This window comes from Coprococcus phoceensis, assembly GCF_900104635.1.
Classification (GTDB): domain Bacteria; phylum Bacillota; class Clostridia; order Lachnospirales; family Lachnospiraceae; genus Faecalimonas; species Faecalimonas phoceensis.
Window position 1 is genome coordinate 1510185 of the sequence record NZ_FNWC01000007.1, and the last position, 17635, is coordinate 1527819.

Consider the following 17635-nt stretch of genomic DNA (forward strand, 5'->3'; position numbering starts at 1 on the left):
ATCAAGAACTTTTTGTCTATACAGACATTTCTTGATGAGACTTTTTTGTAAACTTTCTTTGTAAACTTTCTTTAAAGATTCTAAGGATCTCGTCTCGATTCAACTCTTTATATCCACCTGACATTGGAAACGTTACATCTGCAATGCTTTCCAGCATCTCTTCATTTGCTCCAAGTTCCGAAATATTCATAACCAAACCTAGTTCGTTCATCCAGTTCTCCATCGCTTTCAAACCTTCCCTGGCAACCTGCTCATCTGTCTTTCCTTCAGGTGATACATTCCACACATTCACTGCAAAACGTTTGAATTTTTCAAGACCATATGGCATGATATACCGATAATACGGAAGCGAAACCGCTGCAAGTGTCATACCATGTGTCGCATTTGTGTAGCCACCTACTGCCTGACCAAGCATGTGCACCATCCAATCAGCACTTTTTCCCATTGCCACCAACGTGTTCAATGCCCATGTTGCGGTCCACATAATATTGCTTCGCGCTTCATAATCCTGTGGATTTTTCACTGCCACACGGCTGGATTTCAGCAGCGAACGCATCAGCCCTTCACTCATATAATCGCTGGTGTTATCATCTTCTCCCGAAAAATACTGCTCACAAATATGGTTGAATATGTCGTAAATACCGGATACCATCTGATATTTTGGAAGAGTCATTGTATATCCCGGATTTAAGATTGAAAATCTCGGCATAATTTTTTCATCTGCAAATACATGTCCGATTTTCTGTTTTGTATCCTGATTGGTAATCACAGAACCAGCGTTCATCTCAGAGCCTGTTCCAACCATTGTCAGCACACAACCAACCGGAATCACTTCACAATCCGGCTCCTCAAAACGGATAAAATATTTTTCCCACGGATCTTCCTTACAATTGACAGAAACCGATACTGCCTTAGAATAGTCGCAGACAGATCCTCCACCGACAGCCAGCAACAAGTCCGCCTGATGGCTCTTAGCGATCTCAACACCCTCATACAACTTTGCAAGTGTTGGGTTTGGCATAACTCCGGCGATTTCCGCCACATTCTTTCCATTCTTTTTCAGAATTTCGATCACTTCATCATAGATTCCATTCTTCTTAATTGAACCGCCACCATAGACTAAAACAACATTTTTCCCATACTTTTGGAGCTCCTCATTCAGATAATTCAGAGAGTCCTCTCCAAAATAGAGCTTTGTAGGGTTACAATACGAAAAATTACCTAACATAACATTTATCCTCCTAACAATTCATTGACATTATTATTTTCTTGTGATACTGTCATATTAATACCTAAACTTAACTTTAGGTCAAGAGGTTTTTCAAAATTTTCAGGAGGTTTTTCACATGTATACAATCGGACAAATATCTGAAATGTTTCAACTGCCGATTTCCACACTTCGCTATTATGATAAAGAAGGACTTTTTCCGGATTTAGAGCGTTCTTCCGGCATTCGCAGGTTCAGCGAAAAAGAAATCGAAGCGCTTCGCGTGATTGAATGTCTGAAAAAATCTGGGCTGGAAATCAAAGACATAAAATTATTTATGGAATGGTGTTCTGAAGGAAGCGCTACCTACCAAAGACGCAAAGAACTATTTGAGCGCCAAAAAGAAATTGTACAAAAAGAAATCGCAAAATTGGAAAAGGTTTTGGATATGCTTCAATTCAAATGCTGGTACTATGATCAGGCAGTCAAAGACGGGAACGAAGACCGAATCCAAAGCATTCTGCCCGATCGTCTCCCAGAAGACATTCAGAAAATATACAATCGTTCTCACAATGATCAATAGAAGGGAAATGTTTCCCTTCTAAATCATCTCAGGCTGTCTTTCATTGTTTTCACATATGCTCCGACATATTCGGGCGCCTCTTTTTTATATGTCTCAAGCAGCTTAACAATCGCCGAGCCGACGATCGCACCGTCTGAAATATTCGCCATCTTCTTTGCCTGCTCTGGAGTTGATATTCCAAATCCAATTGCACAAGGAATATCTGTATTCTGTCGTACTACCTCGACAATAGATGCTAAATCTGTCTTGATCTCACTTCTCGCTCCGGTCACTCCAAGACTTGACACGATATATAAAAATCCTTCTGCTTCTTTTGCGATCATTGCAATACGGTTTGCAGAAGTCGGAGCGATTAGCGAGATCAAATCTACCCCATATTGATGGCAAACCGGCAAAAATTCTTCTTTTTCTTCAAATGGCAGATCCGGCAGAATCAATCCGTCAATCTCACACTCTTTACAGGAAGAAAGAAACCGTTCTGCACCGTAAGAAAATACAACGTTTGCATATGTCATAAATACCATCGGCACTTTCACATCTTTTCGCAGCTCTTTCACAAATGCAAATATTTTATCTGTTGTCACACCACCACTTAATGCCCTCAAGTTTGCCCCCTGAATTACATTTCCCTCCGCGGTAGGATCTGAAAATGGGATGCCAAGTTCAATCAGATCTGCCCCGTTTTCCACCGCTGCCCGAACTACAGCCCCGGTTGTCTCCAGATCCGGATCACCGCAGGTGATAAACGGAATAAATGCTTTTCCTTGTTCAAATGCTTTTCGAATATTACTCATAGATATCCTCCCCTCTATAGCGTGCAATTGCAGCACAATCTTTATCTCCTCTGCCCGATACAGTAATGACAAGAATCTGATCTGTTTTCATTTCAGGTGCAAGTTTCATGGCATAGGCAACTGCGTGTGCAGACTCAATCGCCGGAATGATTCCCTCCGTCTTTGCCAGATATTCAAATGCATCCACCGCCTCATCATCTGTCACCGGAACATATTCTGCTCTCCCAAGATCGTGCAGATGTGCATGTTCCGGCCCGATTCCCGGATAGTCAAGCCCTGCAGAGATCGAATATACCGGCGCGATCTGCCCATACTCATCCTGGCAGAAATATGATTTCATACCATGGAAGATTCCAAGTGTTCCCGTATTGACTGTCGCTGCGGTCTCGCGCGTATCAATTCCTCTTCCAGCCGCTTCACAGCCGATCAGCCGAACTTCTTTGTCGTCAATAAAGTGATAAAAACTGCCAATCGCATTTGAGCCTCCTCCTACACAGGCAACTACTGCATCCGGAAGTTTCCCTTCTTTTTCCAGTATCTGCTCCTTAATCTCCTTGGAAATGACAGCCTGAAAGTCACGCACAATCGTAGGAAACGGATGCGGTCCCATCACCGAGCCGAGACAATAATGTATGTCACTGATGCGTGAAGTCCATTCCCGCATTGCCTCAGAGACCGCATCTTTTAAAGTGGCAGTTCCTGTTCTGACCGGTATCACTTCCGCTCCAAGAAGCCGCATCCGATACACATTGAGCGCCTGCCGGATTGTGTCTTCTTCTCCCATAAACACCACACATTCCATTCCTAAAAGCGCAGCTGCCGTAGCAGTGGCAACTCCATGCTGACCGGCTCCGGTCTCTGCAATCAAACGTGTTTTTCCCATCTTCTTTGCAAGAAGCGCCTGACCAAGCACATTATTGATTTTATGTGCACCAGTATGATTCAAGTCTTCACGTTTCAGATAAATCTTCGCCCCGCCCAGATCTTTTGTCATCTTCTGTGCAAAATAAAGTCTTGACGGTCTCCCCGCATATTCGTTTAATAATTCCGTAAGTTCCCGGTTAAATTCCGGGTCGTTTTTATAATAATTATACGCTTCTTCCAATTCAATCACTGCATTCATCAAGGTTTCCGGAATGTACTGTCCACCGTGAATGCCAAAACGTCCATTTTGATTTGTCATATTTTCTCTTCCCTTCTTACTGCTGCGACAAATGCCGCCATTTTTTTCTGATCTTTTTTCCCATCTGTCTCAATGCTGGAACTGACATCCACGCCATCCGGATGCAATCTTTGTATCGCCTCGGATACATTGTGGCTTGTAATGCCTCCTGCAAGAAAATAAGGTCTTTCTATCGTTTGGATCAGCTTCCAGTCAAACACTTTTCCTGTCCCCGCTCCGGAATCCAATAAGAGCATATCCGCTTCACTTTCCTCTGCCCTCTTAACATCTTTTTCCATCTTTATGCGAAATGCCTGAATGATCGGTCTGTCAGACATCTTTCGAAGTATTTTTATATATGCGTTGTCTTCCTCACCATGAAGCTGCGCTATATCTATGACACCGCTGTTTAGAAGTCCTGCAACCTGCTTTGGCTCTTCATTTACAAACACACCGACCACCTGTATCCCTGTCTGCAAATATTTTCTAAGTTCCGCTACTTTTTCAGGACTTATATATCTCCTGCTTTTCGCTGCAAATACAAACCCAACATACTCCGGATGCAGGGCATTGGCTGCCTCAATGTCACAAACCCGCCTCAAACCGCACAGTTTTATCTTCGTCATATCACACCTCGCAGTTCTCTCAGCTTTGCCTTTTTATCTGCGGCACGCATCAGTGTCTCACCGATCAGTACAGCATCCGCCCCAATCTCACGAAGTTTTTTTACATCCTTTGCACTTTGAACACCACTTTCCGACACAAACAAGATTTCCGTTGGAATCTGTTCCCGCAGCCTGCGACTGTTGTCCGTATCCACCGAAAAATCTTTGAGATTCCGATTATTGACACCGATAATGCGTGACTTTGCGTCCACCGCCATCTGCACTTCCCGTTCATCGTGTGCCTCAACCAAAGCGGAAAGCCCGAGCATATCACAAATCTGAATGTATTCACGAATCTGTTCTTTTGAAAGAATCGAACAGATTAAAAGTACTGCGGATGCCCCAAGCACCTTCGCCTCGTAAATCATATATTCATCCACTGTAAAATCCTTGCGGATACACGGAATTTTAACCATACTTACAATCTCTTCCAGATACCTGTCACTTCCTAAAAACCATCTGGGTTCCGTCAGCACTGAGATACAGTCAGCTCCCGCCGCCTCATATTCCCTTGCAATTTTCTGATACGGGAAATCAGAAGCAATCACTCCTTTCGATGGAGATGCTTTCTTACATTCACAAATAAAAGAGAGTTCCGGCTTTTTCAGTGCTTTTTCAAATGCAAATATTCCCTTTGGCAGTTCCAGTGCTCTCCCCCTCATCTGTTCAGGCGATATTTTTCTTTTTGCCTGCCTGGTACGCTCTTTTGCATAATCTGCGAGTTCTTCTAAAACAGTCATTCTTTCACCTCCTGACGATTGCTTATTTCTATCAGTCTGCGCAGAGTCTCGAGTGCTTTTCCGGAATCAATCAGTCTGCCTGCAAGTGCAATTCCTTCCTCCATACTTTCCGCCTTACCCCCGATATACAATGATGCTCCAGCATTCATCAGAACTGCATTTCTCTTATGTCCGCGTTCTCCGTTTAAAATACTGAGCGTAATATCCGCATTCTCCTTTGGGCTTCCACCTCTTAACTCTTCTTTTGTACAACGCTCAAACCCAAACATTTCCGGAGTGATTACAGAAGACTTGAACCATCCGTCCCGAATCTCGCAAACAGTTGTCGGAGCACTCATAGAAATCTCATCTAATTTATCCTGCCCATACACAACCATTCCTCGTTTCACTCCCAAATTGATCAACACCTGAGCAAGTGGTTCCACAAGATATTCGTCATATACTCCCAAAAGCTGCATAGACGGTGTCCCCGGATTGGTAAGTGGTCCTAAAATATTAAACACTGTGCGAAAACCAAGCTCCTTACGAATCGCTCCCACATATTTCATAGATGCATGATATTTCTGTGCGAAGAAAAAGCACATTCCCACTTCCCGCAAAAGTTCCACGCATTTTTCAGGGCTTTGCTGAATGTTCACACCAAGCGCCTCCAGACAATCTGCTGTTCCACACTGGGAAGATGCTGCCCGATTTCCATGCTTTGCCACTTTCATTCCACCGGCAGCTGCGACAAGCGCCGATGTAGTCGAAATATTAAAGCTATGGGCATTGTCTCCACCTGTTCCTACAATCTCAAACAATTCCATATCTGTCTCCACCTTTGTGGCATGTGCCCGCATTGCCGCCGCACAGCCGGCAATCTCGTCTGTCGTCTCGGCCCTTGCGCTCTTCGTGGAAAGCGCCGCAAGAAACGCCGCATTCTGTGTGGCAGTTGTCTCTCCGCTCATAATCTCATTCATCACCGCATATGCCTCTTTATAAGTAAGATCCTCTTTATTTACGATTTTTACAATTGCTTCTTTGATCATCTGCTCATACCCCCCTGCAAGAAATTTTTTAACATGGTTTTTCCATCTGGCGTCATAATTGATTCTGGATGAAACTGCACCCCGTAAATCGGATAGTCTTTATGCTGTACTGCCATGACCTCTCCATCTTCCGTTTTCGCTGTCACTTTCAGACATTCCGGCATCGTTTTCATCTCAGCCGCAAGTGAATGATAGCGCGCCACTTGCATATTTTCCGGACAAGCTTGAAATAGCAAACAGTCCTTGTCAAATGTAATCTGCGACTGTTTCCCGTGCATCAGTTCTTTTGCATAGGTGACCGTTGCTCCAAACGCTGCACAGATTGCCTGATGCCCAAGGCAGACACCAAATGTTGGAATCTTTTTTCCAAGTGTCTTTGCCACTTCTATAATAACACCTGCATCCTCTGGTCTTCCCGGTCCGGGCGAGAGAATGATGCGTTTGGGATTCAACGCTCTGATTTCTTCCACTGTCATCTCATCGTTTCGAATCACCCGAATATCCTGCTCCATCTCACCGATCAGCTGATACAGGTTGTAAGAAAAACTATCATAATTATCAATCAGTAAAATCATATTTCTCCCTCCTCTGCCAATTTCAATGCATCCACAACAGCTTTTGCCTTATTGATGCACTCTGTATATTCTTTTTCCGGAACAGAATCGGCGACAATTCCCGCTCCTGACCTTACAAATACCTTTCCGTTTTTCTTATATGCAATGCGAATTGCAATACAGGTATCCATATTTCCGGTAAAATCAATGTACCCGATTGCCCCTCCGTAAATGCCACGTTTGTTATTCTCCAACTCTCCGATCAACTGACACGCCCTGATTTTCGGAGCACCTGAAAGCGTTCCGGCAGGCAGTACCGCCTCGATTGCATCAAGCGCATCTTTTCCCTTGCAAATTTCCCCACGCACAGTCGATCCGATATGCATGACATGCGAGAAGTATTCGATAGTATGAAACTTTTCTACCTTCACCGTTCCAAATCTGCTGATTTTTCCGAGATCATTTCTTCCAAGATCAACTAGCATATTATGTTCTGCAAGTTCCTTTTCATCTGCAAGCAGTTCTTGCGAAAGGGCTCTGTCTTCCTCATTTGTTTTCCCCCTCGGTCTCGTTCCTGCAAGCGGAAATGTATGCAAAATTCCATTTTCCAGTTTCACCAAAGTCTCCGGCGATGCACCGGCAACCTCAACATCCGTACCGGAAAAATAAAACATATATGGCGACGGATTAATTGTCCGAAGCATGCGGTAAGTATTCAGCAGACTTCCTTCAAACGGGGCACTCAGACGATTAGAAAGTACAATCTGGAAAATATCTCCCTCCCGGATATATTGTTTTGCCTGTTCTACCATGCCACAGAATTGCTCTTTCTCAAACAGTGGTATGACTTCTCCCATCAAACATCCTTTTGTTTCCTGCTTTTTTTCACCTTTTTTCAACAATTCTACAAGCTGTTTTAACTCCAGCACCGTCTTGTTATAACCAACTTCTATATCGTCCAGAGACATATTTACAATCAAAATGATTTTCTGACGAACATGATCAAATGCAATGACTTTATCAAACAGCATCAAATCCACATCTTTAAATGCCTCACTGTCTTCCACCCTGCATCTCACAGATGGTTCACTGTATCCCAGATAGTCATAAGAAAAATAACCGACTAGTCCTCCTGTAAAAGAAGGCAGATACGCAAATCGAGGACTTTTGTAATCTGCAAGAATCTGTCTGATATGCTCTGAAGGATTCTCCGTCTCAATTTTGACATTCCCAATTTGCATTTCCCCGTCAATACAGGTGATTTCTAACTTGGGCGCAAATCCAAGAAAGGTATAACGTCCCCACTGTTCATCTGCCACAGCCGACTCCAGCATATAACAATGTGTGGATACATTTTTCAATATTTTCATCGTCTCAATTGGTGTTGTAAAATCAGATAAAATCTCACAACTGATTGGCACAACATTGTATTGTCCGCTCTCTGCAATCTTTTTCACTTCACGAAATTCCGGTAATATTTTCATAATCACGACCTCCTCTTACACACTTTGTTCAAGTCACAATTACATTCTGTCAAAATTTTTTCAGTTCTTGAATAGCGTTTTTATACCACAAAAAAACGTCCTTGACAGAATGATAGTTTCTGTCAAGGACGAATAGTGTACATGTATAACAGGTACGACACAATCCGCGGTGCCACCTTGAATTCACGGAATCTCCGTGCTCTTAGCAGGATACAAACATACCCTCGGCAACTGACGTATGCCTACACGTTGCAGAATACTCTGTAAATATAAACTTTACATTTGACTGCACCCTCCGCGGTCCATTTGACAACTTGTTTCTCATCTGGTTCTCAGCATCCCAAACTCTCTGTAAAGGCATCATTGCCGTTATCTCCGCTTCAACGGTTTGACGTATTAAATTTTTTATTACAATAGCACATGATTTTTTTTGTGTCAAGACAATTTTGAAAATTCATGTAAATTCCTTCATGTAAAATTGCCATATATGATACCACAAAGCATGACAGTGCTGCTCCGATCAACATAATTTCGCTACTTTTATTTCCAATACTTTTCTACAGACTGCTTTGCTTCTTCCTCTGACATTGAAAAATCTTTTCTAAGTTTCGCTATTGTCTGTTCTTTGGATATCTGAAAATCCATGCAGGTCTTAATCATCCCCTCAAGCAATCCAGTTTCTCGACCAGCCTTATGTCCTTCATTCCATGCCTCTTCTTTCAAAAAGTCTCGAAATTCATTCTCATCATACTCTGTCAAAATCATTTCAATAACCTCCGCTCGGTTTTTCCGAAGTATCTCAGACAGTATTCCCTTCTTAATACAGACATCCACAGCATTTTCTACAGCATCTTCAAATATCATTCCCACCGCTATATTTTCACGAATAATCGCAATAAATTGAGCATATTCCTTCAATGCTTTGCACTTTTCCATCAACCTTCGGTTATGCCCAAGATTAATATTAAGAACTAACGCAGTACATTCTAATGCTGGTGTTGCTCCCTTCCCATTTGTGATAAACAAATCGCTCAGCTTCAGCTCCTGCCGTTCCGGTTCTTCTTTCGTCCCATTGTAAAAAACAAGATACTGTGGAAACGGAATATAAAGTGGTGAATTCGTATACAACCGCTGTTTTACCGACTCAATCTGCTCCCGATACAGAGATGAAAAATAAAACAGCCCGCGTAATGGCAGATTTGGGCTATACGAGCTTTGATGTTCATAAAGATTCAGCACATCATCAATCAGAAATGACAAATCATTCTTCATCCCCATATATACAACATCTTCAATCGTTGTAATTGTCAAATCTTCCGGATTGGTATAATCACTGTTATTTATCGCATTGTAAAGCTCCAGCAAATCTTTCTTGTCCTGAAAAATAAGGCGAAATAATCTGTCTTTATACTTCTTATTTATTTTATGTAATGTCAATCTTTGTTCCTCCTTCATTGTATCAAACATCATTTTATGAATCAATCAACAAAAAGAGAAAATACTCCCATAGGCATCACCGACTTTCTTTTGTATCTTACAAGTTGGATTTTATTTGTGACGACCGCCACAGAATTTTAGAAATGTTAAAAACTTCTTAGATGTTAAAATTTTGAAGGTAGAGAACTGCCCTCTAATTCTACCAAACAATTCTCACCTCTCTTCAATTTTATTTCCAACACTTTTCTACAAACTTCCCTGCTTCTTCCTCCGATATCGAAAAATCTTTTCGAAGCTTCTCTATTATCTGTTCTTTGGATACCTGAAAATCCATGCAGGTCTTAATCGTTCCCTCAATCAGTCCTGTTCGCATTCCACGCTCTATTCCAGCCTTGTGCCCCTCATTCCATGCTTCTTCTTTCAAAAAATCTCGAAATTCATTCTCATCACATTCTGTCAAAATCATTTCAATAACCTCCGCTCGGTTTTTCCAAAGTACCTCAGACAGTATTCCTTCGCCTACATTTTTATTTCCAATACTTTTCTACAGACTGCTCTGCTTCTTCCTCCGACATTGAAAAATCTTGTTTAAGTTTCTCCATTGTCTGTTCTTTGGATATCTGAAAATCTATGCAGGTCTTAATCGTCCCCTCAATCAATCCAGTTCGCATTCCACGCTCTATTCCGTCTTCCATTCCAGCCTTATGACCTTCATTCCATGCCTCTTCTTTCAAAAAATCTCGAAATTCATTCTCATCATACTCTGTCAAAATCATTTCAATAACCTCCGCTCGGTTTTTTCGAAGTATCTCAGACAGTATTCCCTTCTTAATACAGACATCCACAGCATTTTCTACAGCATCTTCAAATATCATTCCCACCGCTATATTTTCACGAATAATCGCAATAAATTGAGCATATTCCTTCAATGCTTTGCACTTTTCCATCAACCTTCGGTTATGCCCAAGATTAATATTAAGAACTAACGTAGTACATTCTAATGCTGGTGTTACTACCTTTCCATTTGTGATAAACAAATCACTCAGCTTCAGCTCCTGCCGTTCCGGTTCTTCTTTCGTCCCATTGTAAAAAACAAGATACTGTGGAAACGGAATATAAAGTGGTGAATTCGTATACAACCGCTGTTTTACCGACTCAATCTGCTCCCGATACAGAGATGAAAAATAAAACAGCCCGCGTAATGGCAGATTTGGGCTATACGAGCTTTGATGTTCATAAAGATTCAGCACATCATCAATCAGAAATGACAAATCATTCTTCATCCCCATATATACAACATCTTCAATCGTTGTAATTGTCAAATCTTCCGGATTGGTATAATCACTGTTATTTATCGCATTGTAAAGCTCCAGCAAATCTTTCTTGTCCTGAAAAATAAGGCGAAATAGTCTGTCTTTATACTTCTTATTTATTTTATGTAATGTCAATCTTTGTTCCTCCTTCATTGTATCAAACATCATTTTACGAATCAATCAACAAAAAGAGAAAATACTCCCATAGGCATCACCGGCTTTCTTTTGTATCTTACAGGTTGGATTTTATTTGTGACGATTGTCACACAAAATTAGAAATAATAGAAACTTCTTAGAAGTTTTGATTTGTGACATTGATCTTAACACAATGTAATGTGAACTTCAATCAAAAATTATATAATAAGCTCACAATAACAGATTCTAGCTAAATGAAATTTGTTTCTACTTCTTCTCTAACTCTCAAAAAAGTAGCAGTTTTTAATATCTGTTACGATATTTTGCGGTATTCTGCGATACCTTTTCTTTGAAGAAAAATGCCTGTAAACCTTGATTTTCAGCGAACTTTTCAATATTTCCAAACATTTTTCCATAAAATATAACACTTCTACATAAGCCGTGCGCTCAACCTCCATTCCGCTTCGCTTCATGTCGGTTGACGGGCGTCGCCCTATGAATAGAAAACGACAGTCCTCCCTTTATGCAAGCATAGGGAGTCCTGTCTTATTTCTATTCGCACGGCTTACTTCTGCACAATATTTATATCTACTCGAAAATGTTGATTTTACGCTGTTTTTCGCTATCTATCTTCTAATTTACTCCATTTTTACTCCAATTTTAAGCCAATATTTTCAGTTCGGCTACTTCTTCTTTTTTCTTTTCTTCTGAAACGTGCGTGTATAAATCGGTTGTCATTGCCAACGTAGAGTGACCTAAGAGTTTCTGCACTACCTGTTGGTCTACTCCATTTTCATAACACCTTGTAGCGTATGTATGTCGCAGAGTATGACAGGTAAACAGTTCAAATATCTTCGGCTCTCTCTTTTCTTCCTTTGCCAGTTCAATCTCTATCACGTTGATTTTTGCCACATAGTCTTTGATTGCACTATTGACGTTGTAATAATAAACTGGCGAACCGTCCGAACAGGTAAATACCAAATTTTGAAATTCTTTATGCTGTTTCCATATCGAGCGTTTCCACATCTTCTGTTCTGTCTGCTTTATCTTCTGATTTTGCAAAATCTCATACACCTCATCTGTCATAGGAATGACACGATTACTGGATATGGTTTTTGCAGTCGTATAGAAAAACTTTGAACCCTCAACGGGACTGGAAGCCTTTGAATAATGGATTGTCTTATTGATTGTAATTTCTCTTTTTTCAAAGTCACAATCTTCCCATTTCAGCCCAAGCACTTCTCCAATCCGACAACCTGTTGTCACAGCAAATTTTAGAACATTGATATGTATATAAGAAGAAGCAAATGTAAAGAATTTCTTCTGTTCCTCTCTTGTTAATACACGTCTTTCTTTTTTCACTTTTGGGGGCATTTCCACAGCAATACAGGGATTTTTTCTAATATATTCACTCAATACTGCTTTATCAAACATATCACTCAGCATAAATCTGATGTTCGACACCGTTCCATGTGCAAGACCGCTATCTATCAATTCATTTATGAATTTTTGAACATGATATGTTTTAATGTCCTGCAAATACATCTTTCCGATAGAGTTCTTCACTCTTGCGTTATAGTAACTGTGGTTTTTATATATCGTAGTCATTTTAACTGTTTTCTTCTTATACAACTCCGTCCACGTTACATACCATGCGTTTAAAGTGATACTTTCGCCGTTGCCATTCAAACCATGTTCATCTTCATAAACAGCTTCTCGCAACTTCCGTTTTAATTCATTCAGTTTAAAATCATAAAGCGTTTTACGTTTTCCTGTTTTGCTTGTAAATCTTGCAATATAGCGTCCATCTGCTCTCTGTGAAATTCCCTTACCGAGTTCTTTTCCTTTTAAATCTTTACCCATACCAACTTTCCTTTCTTCTACTGAAAGAAATATGGTAAAGTAAATATTTCAATTTTCATTATATCCACACCCCATTTTCTTTTCAAGCCCTTTTGCATTGATATTCCAGCCATTCATCAAGTAATTTCTTATTTGCATACAACCGATTACCAATGCGTACTGTAAATCTATTTTTCGGATTGTTCAACAGTTCTCTTGCCTTTGTTTTCCCAATCCCCATATACTCACAAAATTCATTTATATTTAGTAATGCTTTCTCGATACGATTACCCCCTTTCGCCTAATTTTCTTGCTTTTATGTAATCATCATACAACTGCTTCTGTGTGATATTCATTTCTCCATTTTTCACAAGATTACCGATATAATCTCTCTGCTCTATCTTCCCAACCTCTGCAAACAGTTTCAAAGACGGGGCAACATATTTTTCCAACCACTCCCACACCTTTTGTAAACTTTTCTTCTGTGGTTGCATGGTAAGTTTCACCTTGCCTATATCTTTCATCAGTTCCGCCCACGCTTGATAGGTTGGATAAAGTCTTTTTCGTGTTGTCATGCTATCTGTCGGCTTTTCTAAAAATCGTATTTTGCTGTTCAATATTTCCATTGCCAGTCCTGCCACATCTCTATATTTCAATAATTCCTGTACTACACTTACTGCCATTTCCTGCCGAAATCTCAATTCATATCTGTTCCAATTTTCATCTAATTCTGTTCCATATTTTTTATTCTGTTCATATCCCTTTTCATAAAATACCAATCTCAAATTACTGGCTGAACTGCCGAGATAAAGACTTCCACCTTTACTCTGAAACACTTCTTCTTTCAGTTCTCCCGAGTCGTGAAAATCTATCTCCCTTAGTTTTGTGGAAAGCAATCCCTCTTTTGTCCGTACAATCAAATCGGGAATACTCAAATACGGTTTTCTGTCGTCGATCGCCAAATCAATCCGAGGAACATTGATATGATACTGGCAAACTCTGTTTAAGAAATCAAACCATGTTTCCTCATTGAGTTGTAAAAAATTCTCATAGTTGCGACAGCCTTTCCCACTCATCAAAATCTGAAAGCCCTGATACTGTGCGTTTCCTGTCGGCTTTAGCACCTTGATATTATCGAAGATTGCCACAACCTCATGTCCTGCAATCCCCTTTTCATAGCCCGTTACGGTCATAAGTTCCAAAGGTATTCTCAGTACATCTTCTATAACTGCTTCTAACGGAACTTCCTTAACGGTTATCTGACACCAGTCTATCAAGGCACTTAATTTTTCTTTCTGTCGTATTACTCCCCTGTTAGTGTAGGGGAGTTCTGGAAGAAAACTTCCGCTTCTTTCTTCCAAATTTACCATACCTCCTATCTGCAATGGCGTTGCCATTGCCCTGCCCTCAACCTGCCGTTTGGTACGTCAGAACGAGGACAGGAACTTTGACCGCCTACATATTTTTGTTTGCAACAGGGCGGATACCCTTACAGGTAATCTTCTCCACTAATACAGGAAAGTTTCCTCTCTGCACATAAGGGGCATATACTGGTTCTTCCAGTTCCACCACCGCATAAGGCTCAATCTTCGGAAGTTCCGTTGCTTCCAAGCGAATATCCACGCTGTTCCCAAGCTTCATGCTTCCAAGATGAAGTTTTAAGGCTTCCACTTCCTCTGTTTTCTTCTTACTGTCTTTATCATAGCGGTAACAGTTATCCGCACCCATGAAACGAAGTTCTCCAAATGCTTCTTTTACCTGTTCTTTTGTCAATGTAATCTGCATACACGTTCCTTTCTCCCCGTTGAACCGATAGGTCAGTTTCTCATATTTTCAATTTCTTATTACGACGTCGTTTGTGGTTCAGTTATTTCTGAACTTAATTGTATATTAGCACAGACATATTTGTTTTGCAATAGGAAGTTTAGTTTTTTATAAACTTTTTATTTTCTTTTTTCTGAACTTGTGGTATAGTGTCCTTAGACGATAAGATATGAAAAGTTATAACGAGATATGGAAAGAGAGGGTTTTCAGATGAATACAATCGCAGAACGGATTAAATTTGCCATGAAAGCAAAAAATAAAAAACAAGTAGATATAGTCAAAGATACAGGTATCAGCAAAGGGGCGTTTAGTTCCTATCTTTCGGGACAATACAACCCCAAAGCCGATAAAATGGAACTGATCGCCGACTCCTTAGATGTAGATTTGCGTTGGCTTTACGGACAAAATGTGCCTATGGAACATACAAGTCAAAACGATAACGCCCTGCAATATGTCTTTTATAACAACTCCTGCTCTGAGTATCTTCTTGATGATTTAGATGATATATATATCGCCATGATGACACAATATGCCGCCCTCATTCCACGCTTTTATGTCCTTGTCAATCGTGCTGGAAATGCAATGCACATACTGCCACTATTTTTGAAAGAGGATAGTTCCCAATTCTATGAATGCCCGTCTGATTTCTTTTATTCCGACAGGCATACAATTTTTACAAGAGATTTTGAAAGCATTCACATGGTATTAACAACCGCCACGATTTACTATTATGGAATTGATACAGCAACCTATGAACCGAAAGTTACCATGCTCTCCTACTCACAGACTGACGACTGCTTTCATATCGACAACGGAATACAAGACGGTCACATAAAAGCATTTGAAAAGGAACTGGAGAAAGAAACACTTTACTTAAAACATAACGCCCAGTAACAAACAAGAGGACTTGCAAGGTTTCTGACCTTTCAAGTCCTCTGCTGTATCATGGTGCTGTTGGCTGTGTCCGTTCCGTCAAGGACTGCCCTACGGCGTATCGGCTTCGCCTTGTTCCTTGACCTCACTACGTTTTCTTTTTTTCTTGCCACAACAAAAGCCTGCACGAATTTTCTTCAATCCGACAGGCTCTCATTCTTTCACATACTCTATCAGTTCTTCTATTCCACACTCCAAGTAACTGCACAGTTTACAGATTAGTTGTGCGTCTAATCTCTGAAATTCATTTCTGCAATAACGATTAAAATTAGACCTCGGTATATCCAATTCCTTACAAATGGTATTCTTACTAATTCCTTTTTCTTTCAGCAGTTCCTCTATGTGAAGTTCCAAATGTCCATACTTCATTGCCTCACCTCTACATAAAAGTATATTCAATAAATCTTTATGTAGTAATTCACTATATAGTGAGGTACTATATACTTATCCCTATAACTATACAGAAACAGAGGTATATCAAAATGAAAAAGAAATTGTTATTTGCCACTATTATTCTAGTCTTGCTTGCAGGCATTCTCTATTACATTAGCTTGCCCGATTATCTTGTATTTAACAGTATGTCATTCAGCAATGGGGCTAATCGTGATACCGAACTACAAGTTATTGTATATCAATACTGGAATACAGATGAAGTAATAGCGGAAATCGAAGCAGAACATAATCAAATCAACGGAACTCCTACTATTCTTACAATCAATCTGTATCACTCTAAATGGTCTTTTCGCAATGGATATGAACCATTTTATAGTACCACTATCAATTATAATTAAAAAGAAAAAGCAGACAGTCAATAAAAAAACTGTCTGCAATAATATGGAATTTACCCCTTTAACCCTCTCGCCTGTCTATCCATATCTTCAATAACAATATCATAGATTTCTCCGATTTGAGAACAATATTCTAACACTTTCCATGGCTCATTTGTATGAAAATGAATTTTAATCAATTCTTCATCTCCAACCGCCAATAAGCAATCTCCTTTAAAATTATTTGTGAAATATTCATTTATTTTATCTTCATCAAGATTTTCGCCTTCAATCAAAAGTTGAGTATCATATCTAAATTCTAACATCCTATTATCCTCCAAATTCACATTTTTCAATTTTACAAACTGAAGTTTATCAGATTGTGTACTTCATAGGGGTAAACCTAATCCCGTCTATTTCTTGCTCGTCTGATTGTGGCTTAAATCCGATATGAAGATAAAATGGCTTACCGTATGGTGACGAATTTAAAGTAATCTCGTGCAACTTTGGAGCATCTTTCAAAATATCTGCTAAAAGATACTGAAAAATTGAAGTAGCTACACCTTGACGATGATATTCTTTCTTTGTGAATGCTAAGTTGATATGCTTCCTGTTTGAATACATACCGATAATTCCAATCATTTTACCCTTGTCAAACGCCGCATATATAGGGCAGATACCTTGTTGACATTTTGAAATAAATTCATCATTTTCAACTATATCTCGCTTGAATGTTTCAATTCCCTCCGGTTTATAGTCCGGTGCTTCAAATTGTAAAAACACTTCTAATGCTAAAGCAAGGGCTTCCATTACTTCATTGCTATGTATTTTTCGTATTTCATACATATCTCCACCTCAAATTCTAATTTGTTTATTTCTCTTATTCTAGCATATTCCCCAATCTTTAACATTATTTTTTTAAAAAATTTGAGGGCATATTGCAAAATGCAATACACCCTCAACACTCACAGCGTTCCCTTTCTATTTTTAAACAACAAGTAAATTCCTCGTTAAGAGGTTGGGTAAATTTCTTTACCCAATACCCTACCCAATCTGTACCCAAAATAGCACGATATTTTGTGAGATTTTACAGTAGTTCATAACACTTGTCAAAATAGGCAGAAACCGCTTAAATACGCTATTTAATTTGCTTTTTACCAGTCTTGC

The 17635-nt window shown here is 39.9% G+C and carries 22 protein-coding genes; 4 read left to right on the forward strand and 18 right to left on the reverse strand.

The window, feature by feature from the left end:
- Positions 1-16: 16 nt before the first annotated feature.
- On the reverse strand, positions 17-1228 hold the full coding sequence (locus tag BQ5364_RS11065) for an iron-containing alcohol dehydrogenase (RefSeq protein WP_071144285.1): 1212 nt from the start codon (positions 1226-1228) through the stop codon (positions 17-19).
- A 118-nt stretch (positions 1229-1346) separates the two neighbouring features.
- Between BQ5364_RS11065 and BQ5364_RS11070 the strand changes: the two genes are divergently transcribed.
- Positions 1347-1790: a MerR family transcriptional regulator gene (locus BQ5364_RS11070; protein WP_004613988.1), complete on the forward strand. Its 444-nt coding sequence runs from the start codon at positions 1347-1349 to the stop codon at positions 1788-1790.
- 23 nt (positions 1791-1813) lie between these two features.
- On the opposite strand, the gene trpA is transcribed toward BQ5364_RS11070, so the two are convergent.
- The 14 genes from trpA to BQ5364_RS11140 form a co-directional block, all read right to left on the reverse strand.
- Positions 1814-2584, reverse strand: coding sequence for a tryptophan synthase subunit alpha (gene trpA, locus BQ5364_RS11075; protein ID WP_071144286.1), 771 nt, complete (start codon positions 2582-2584; stop codon positions 1814-1816).
- The gene (gene trpB / locus BQ5364_RS11080) at positions 2577-3767 is read right to left on the reverse strand and encodes a tryptophan synthase subunit beta (protein WP_071144287.1); all 1191 of its coding nucleotides are present in this window, start codon (positions 3765-3767) and stop codon (positions 2577-2579) included. Before trpB ends, trpA begins: the two co-directional genes overlap by 8 nt.
- Positions 3764-4372: a phosphoribosylanthranilate isomerase gene (locus BQ5364_RS11085; protein ID WP_022250873.1), complete on the reverse strand. Its 609-nt coding sequence runs from the start codon at positions 4370-4372 to the stop codon at positions 3764-3766. The genes trpB and BQ5364_RS11085 overlap by 4 nt, the downstream gene beginning before the upstream one ends.
- Positions 4369-5151, reverse strand: a complete 783-nt coding sequence (gene trpC, locus BQ5364_RS11090; RefSeq protein WP_004613991.1) for an indole-3-glycerol phosphate synthase TrpC — start codon at positions 5149-5151, stop codon at positions 4369-4371. The genes BQ5364_RS11085 and trpC overlap by 4 nt, the downstream gene beginning before the upstream one ends.
- Positions 5148-6179 (reverse strand): anthranilate phosphoribosyltransferase, encoded by a 1032-nt coding sequence (gene trpD, locus BQ5364_RS11095; protein ID WP_004613992.1) that lies wholly within the window; start codon positions 6177-6179, stop codon positions 5148-5150. The genes trpC and trpD overlap by 4 nt, the downstream gene beginning before the upstream one ends.
- Positions 6176-6754: an anthranilate synthase component II gene (locus tag BQ5364_RS11100; RefSeq protein ID WP_004613993.1), complete on the reverse strand. Its 579-nt coding sequence runs from the start codon at positions 6752-6754 to the stop codon at positions 6176-6178. Before BQ5364_RS11100 ends, trpD begins: the two co-directional genes overlap by 4 nt.
- Positions 6751-8217 (reverse strand): anthranilate synthase component I family protein, encoded by a 1467-nt coding sequence (locus BQ5364_RS11105; protein WP_004613994.1) that lies wholly within the window; start codon positions 8215-8217, stop codon positions 6751-6753. The genes BQ5364_RS11100 and BQ5364_RS11105 overlap by 4 nt, the downstream gene beginning before the upstream one ends.
- Positions 8218-8757: 540 nt before the next feature.
- Positions 8758-9654, reverse strand: a complete 897-nt coding sequence (locus BQ5364_RS11110; protein ID WP_022250870.1) for an RpnC/YadD family protein — start codon at positions 9652-9654, stop codon at positions 8758-8760.
- A 229-nt stretch (positions 9655-9883) separates the two neighbouring features.
- Positions 9884-10120, reverse strand: coding sequence for a hypothetical protein (locus tag BQ5364_RS11115; RefSeq protein ID WP_004615568.1), 237 nt, complete (start codon positions 10118-10120; stop codon positions 9884-9886).
- Positions 10121-10181: 61 nt separating this feature from the next.
- Positions 10182-11102: a hypothetical protein gene (locus BQ5364_RS11120; protein WP_071144288.1), complete on the reverse strand. Its 921-nt coding sequence runs from the start codon at positions 11100-11102 to the stop codon at positions 10182-10184.
- 660 nt (positions 11103-11762) lie between these two features.
- Positions 11763-12965 (reverse strand): site-specific integrase, encoded by a 1203-nt coding sequence (locus BQ5364_RS11130; protein ID WP_004846338.1) that lies wholly within the window; start codon positions 12963-12965, stop codon positions 11763-11765.
- An 82-nt stretch (positions 12966-13047) separates the two neighbouring features.
- A complete protein-coding gene (locus BQ5364_RS17475) occupies positions 13048-13227 on the reverse strand; it encodes a MerR family transcriptional regulator (RefSeq protein ID WP_081445676.1) in 180 nt (59 codons plus the stop codon).
- 4 nt (positions 13228-13231) lie between these two features.
- Positions 13232-14341 carry a replication initiation factor domain-containing protein gene (locus tag BQ5364_RS11135; protein ID WP_207646119.1) on the reverse strand — a complete coding sequence of 370 codons (1110 nt, stop codon included), beginning with the start codon at positions 14339-14341 and terminating at the stop codon, positions 13232-13234.
- A gap of 58 nt (positions 14342-14399) precedes the next feature.
- On the reverse strand, positions 14400-14729 hold the full coding sequence (locus BQ5364_RS11140; RefSeq protein WP_005335695.1) for a hypothetical protein: 330 nt from the start codon (positions 14727-14729) through the stop codon (positions 14400-14402).
- A gap of 249 nt (positions 14730-14978) precedes the next feature.
- On the opposite strand from BQ5364_RS11140, the gene BQ5364_RS11145 reads away from it, so the two are divergent.
- Positions 14979-15662 carry a helix-turn-helix domain-containing protein gene (locus BQ5364_RS11145; RefSeq protein WP_071143839.1) on the forward strand — a complete coding sequence of 228 codons (684 nt, stop codon included), beginning with the start codon at positions 14979-14981 and terminating at the stop codon, positions 15660-15662.
- Positions 15663-15854: 192 nt separating this feature from the next.
- Here BQ5364_RS11145 and BQ5364_RS11150 read toward each other — a convergent pair whose 3' ends face one another.
- The gene (locus BQ5364_RS11150; RefSeq protein ID WP_005335690.1) at positions 15855-16070 is read right to left on the reverse strand and encodes a helix-turn-helix domain-containing protein; all 216 of its coding nucleotides are present in this window, start codon (positions 16068-16070) and stop codon (positions 15855-15857) included.
- Positions 16071-16183: 113 nt separating this feature from the next.
- On the opposite strand from BQ5364_RS11150, the gene BQ5364_RS11155 reads away from it, so the two are divergent.
- Positions 16184-16492: a hypothetical protein gene (locus tag BQ5364_RS11155; protein WP_006426016.1), complete on the forward strand. Its 309-nt coding sequence runs from the start codon at positions 16184-16186 to the stop codon at positions 16490-16492.
- Positions 16493-16542: 50 nt separating this feature from the next.
- Here the strand turns inward: BQ5364_RS11155 and BQ5364_RS11160 are convergent, their stop codons facing one another.
- Together BQ5364_RS11160 and BQ5364_RS11165 are read right to left on the reverse strand one after the other, a co-directional pair.
- The gene (locus BQ5364_RS11160; RefSeq protein WP_005335687.1) at positions 16543-16794 is read right to left on the reverse strand and encodes a fatty acid kinase subunit FakA-related protein; all 252 of its coding nucleotides are present in this window, start codon (positions 16792-16794) and stop codon (positions 16543-16545) included.
- Positions 16795-16843: 49 nt separating this feature from the next.
- The gene (locus tag BQ5364_RS11165) at positions 16844-17314 is read right to left on the reverse strand and encodes a GNAT family N-acetyltransferase (RefSeq protein WP_015554185.1); all 471 of its coding nucleotides are present in this window, start codon (positions 17312-17314) and stop codon (positions 16844-16846) included.
- 92 nt (positions 17315-17406) lie between these two features.
- Between BQ5364_RS11165 and BQ5364_RS18935 the strand changes: the two genes are divergently transcribed.
- Positions 17407-17571, forward strand: coding sequence for a group II intron maturase-specific domain-containing protein (locus tag BQ5364_RS18935; RefSeq protein WP_154253351.1), 165 nt, complete (start codon positions 17407-17409; stop codon positions 17569-17571).
- The last annotated feature ends 64 nt before the right edge of the window (positions 17572-17635 follow it).

Excerpts from the sequence above, each read along its gene's own strand:
- BQ5364_RS11140 (WP_005335695.1), bottom strand. The coding sequence starts at position 14,729 with ATGCAGATTACATTGACAAAAGAACAGGTAAAAGAAGCATTTGGAGAA.
- BQ5364_RS11100 (WP_004613993.1), bottom strand. The coding sequence starts at position 6,754 with ATGATTTTACTGATTGATAATTATGATAGTTTTTCTTACAACCTGTAT.
- BQ5364_RS11105 (WP_004613994.1), bottom strand. The coding sequence starts at position 8,217 with ATGAAAATATTACCGGAATTTCGTGAAGTGAAAAAGATTGCAGAGAGC.
- BQ5364_RS11155 (WP_006426016.1), top strand. The coding sequence starts at position 16,184 with ATGAAAAAGAAATTGTTATTTGCCACTATTATTCTAGTCTTGCTTGCA.
- trpD (WP_004613992.1), bottom strand. The coding sequence starts at position 6,179 with ATGATCAAAGAAGCAATTGTAAAAATCGTAAATAAAGAGGATCTTACT.
- trpC (WP_004613991.1), bottom strand. The coding sequence starts at position 5,151 with ATGACTGTTTTAGAAGAACTCGCAGATTATGCAAAAGAGCGTACCAGG.
- BQ5364_RS11145 (WP_071143839.1), top strand. The coding sequence starts at position 14,979 with ATGAATACAATCGCAGAACGGATTAAATTTGCCATGAAAGCAAAAAAT.
- trpB (WP_071144287.1), bottom strand. The coding sequence starts at position 3,767 with ATGACAAATCAAAATGGACGTTTTGGCATTCACGGTGGACAGTACATT.
- BQ5364_RS11065 (WP_071144285.1), bottom strand. The coding sequence starts at position 1,228 with ATGTTAGGTAATTTTTCGTATTGTAACCCTACAAAGCTCTATTTTGGA.
- BQ5364_RS11115 (WP_004615568.1), bottom strand. The coding sequence starts at position 10,120 with ATGATTTTGACAGAATGTGATGAGAATGAATTTCGAGATTTTTTGAAA.
- BQ5364_RS11165 (WP_015554185.1), bottom strand. The coding sequence starts at position 17,314 with ATGTATGAAATACGAAAAATACATAGCAATGAAGTAATGGAAGCCCTT.
- BQ5364_RS11135 (WP_207646119.1), bottom strand. The coding sequence starts at position 14,341 with ATGGCAACGCCATTGCAGATAGGAGGTATGGTAAATTTGGAAGAAAGA.
- BQ5364_RS11150 (WP_005335690.1), bottom strand. The coding sequence starts at position 16,070 with ATGAAGTATGGACATTTGGAACTTCACATAGAGGAACTGCTGAAAGAA.
- BQ5364_RS11085 (WP_022250873.1), bottom strand. The coding sequence starts at position 4,372 with ATGACGAAGATAAAACTGTGCGGTTTGAGGCGGGTTTGTGACATTGAG.
- BQ5364_RS11160 (WP_005335687.1), bottom strand. The coding sequence starts at position 16,794 with ATGTTAGAATTTAGATATGATACTCAACTTTTGATTGAAGGCGAAAAT.
- BQ5364_RS11130 (WP_004846338.1), bottom strand. The coding sequence starts at position 12,965 with ATGGGTAAAGATTTAAAAGGAAAAGAACTCGGTAAGGGAATTTCACAG.
- BQ5364_RS11070 (WP_004613988.1), top strand. The coding sequence starts at position 1,347 with ATGTATACAATCGGACAAATATCTGAAATGTTTCAACTGCCGATTTCC.
- trpA (WP_071144286.1), bottom strand. The coding sequence starts at position 2,584 with ATGAGTAATATTCGAAAAGCATTTGAACAAGGAAAAGCATTTATTCCG.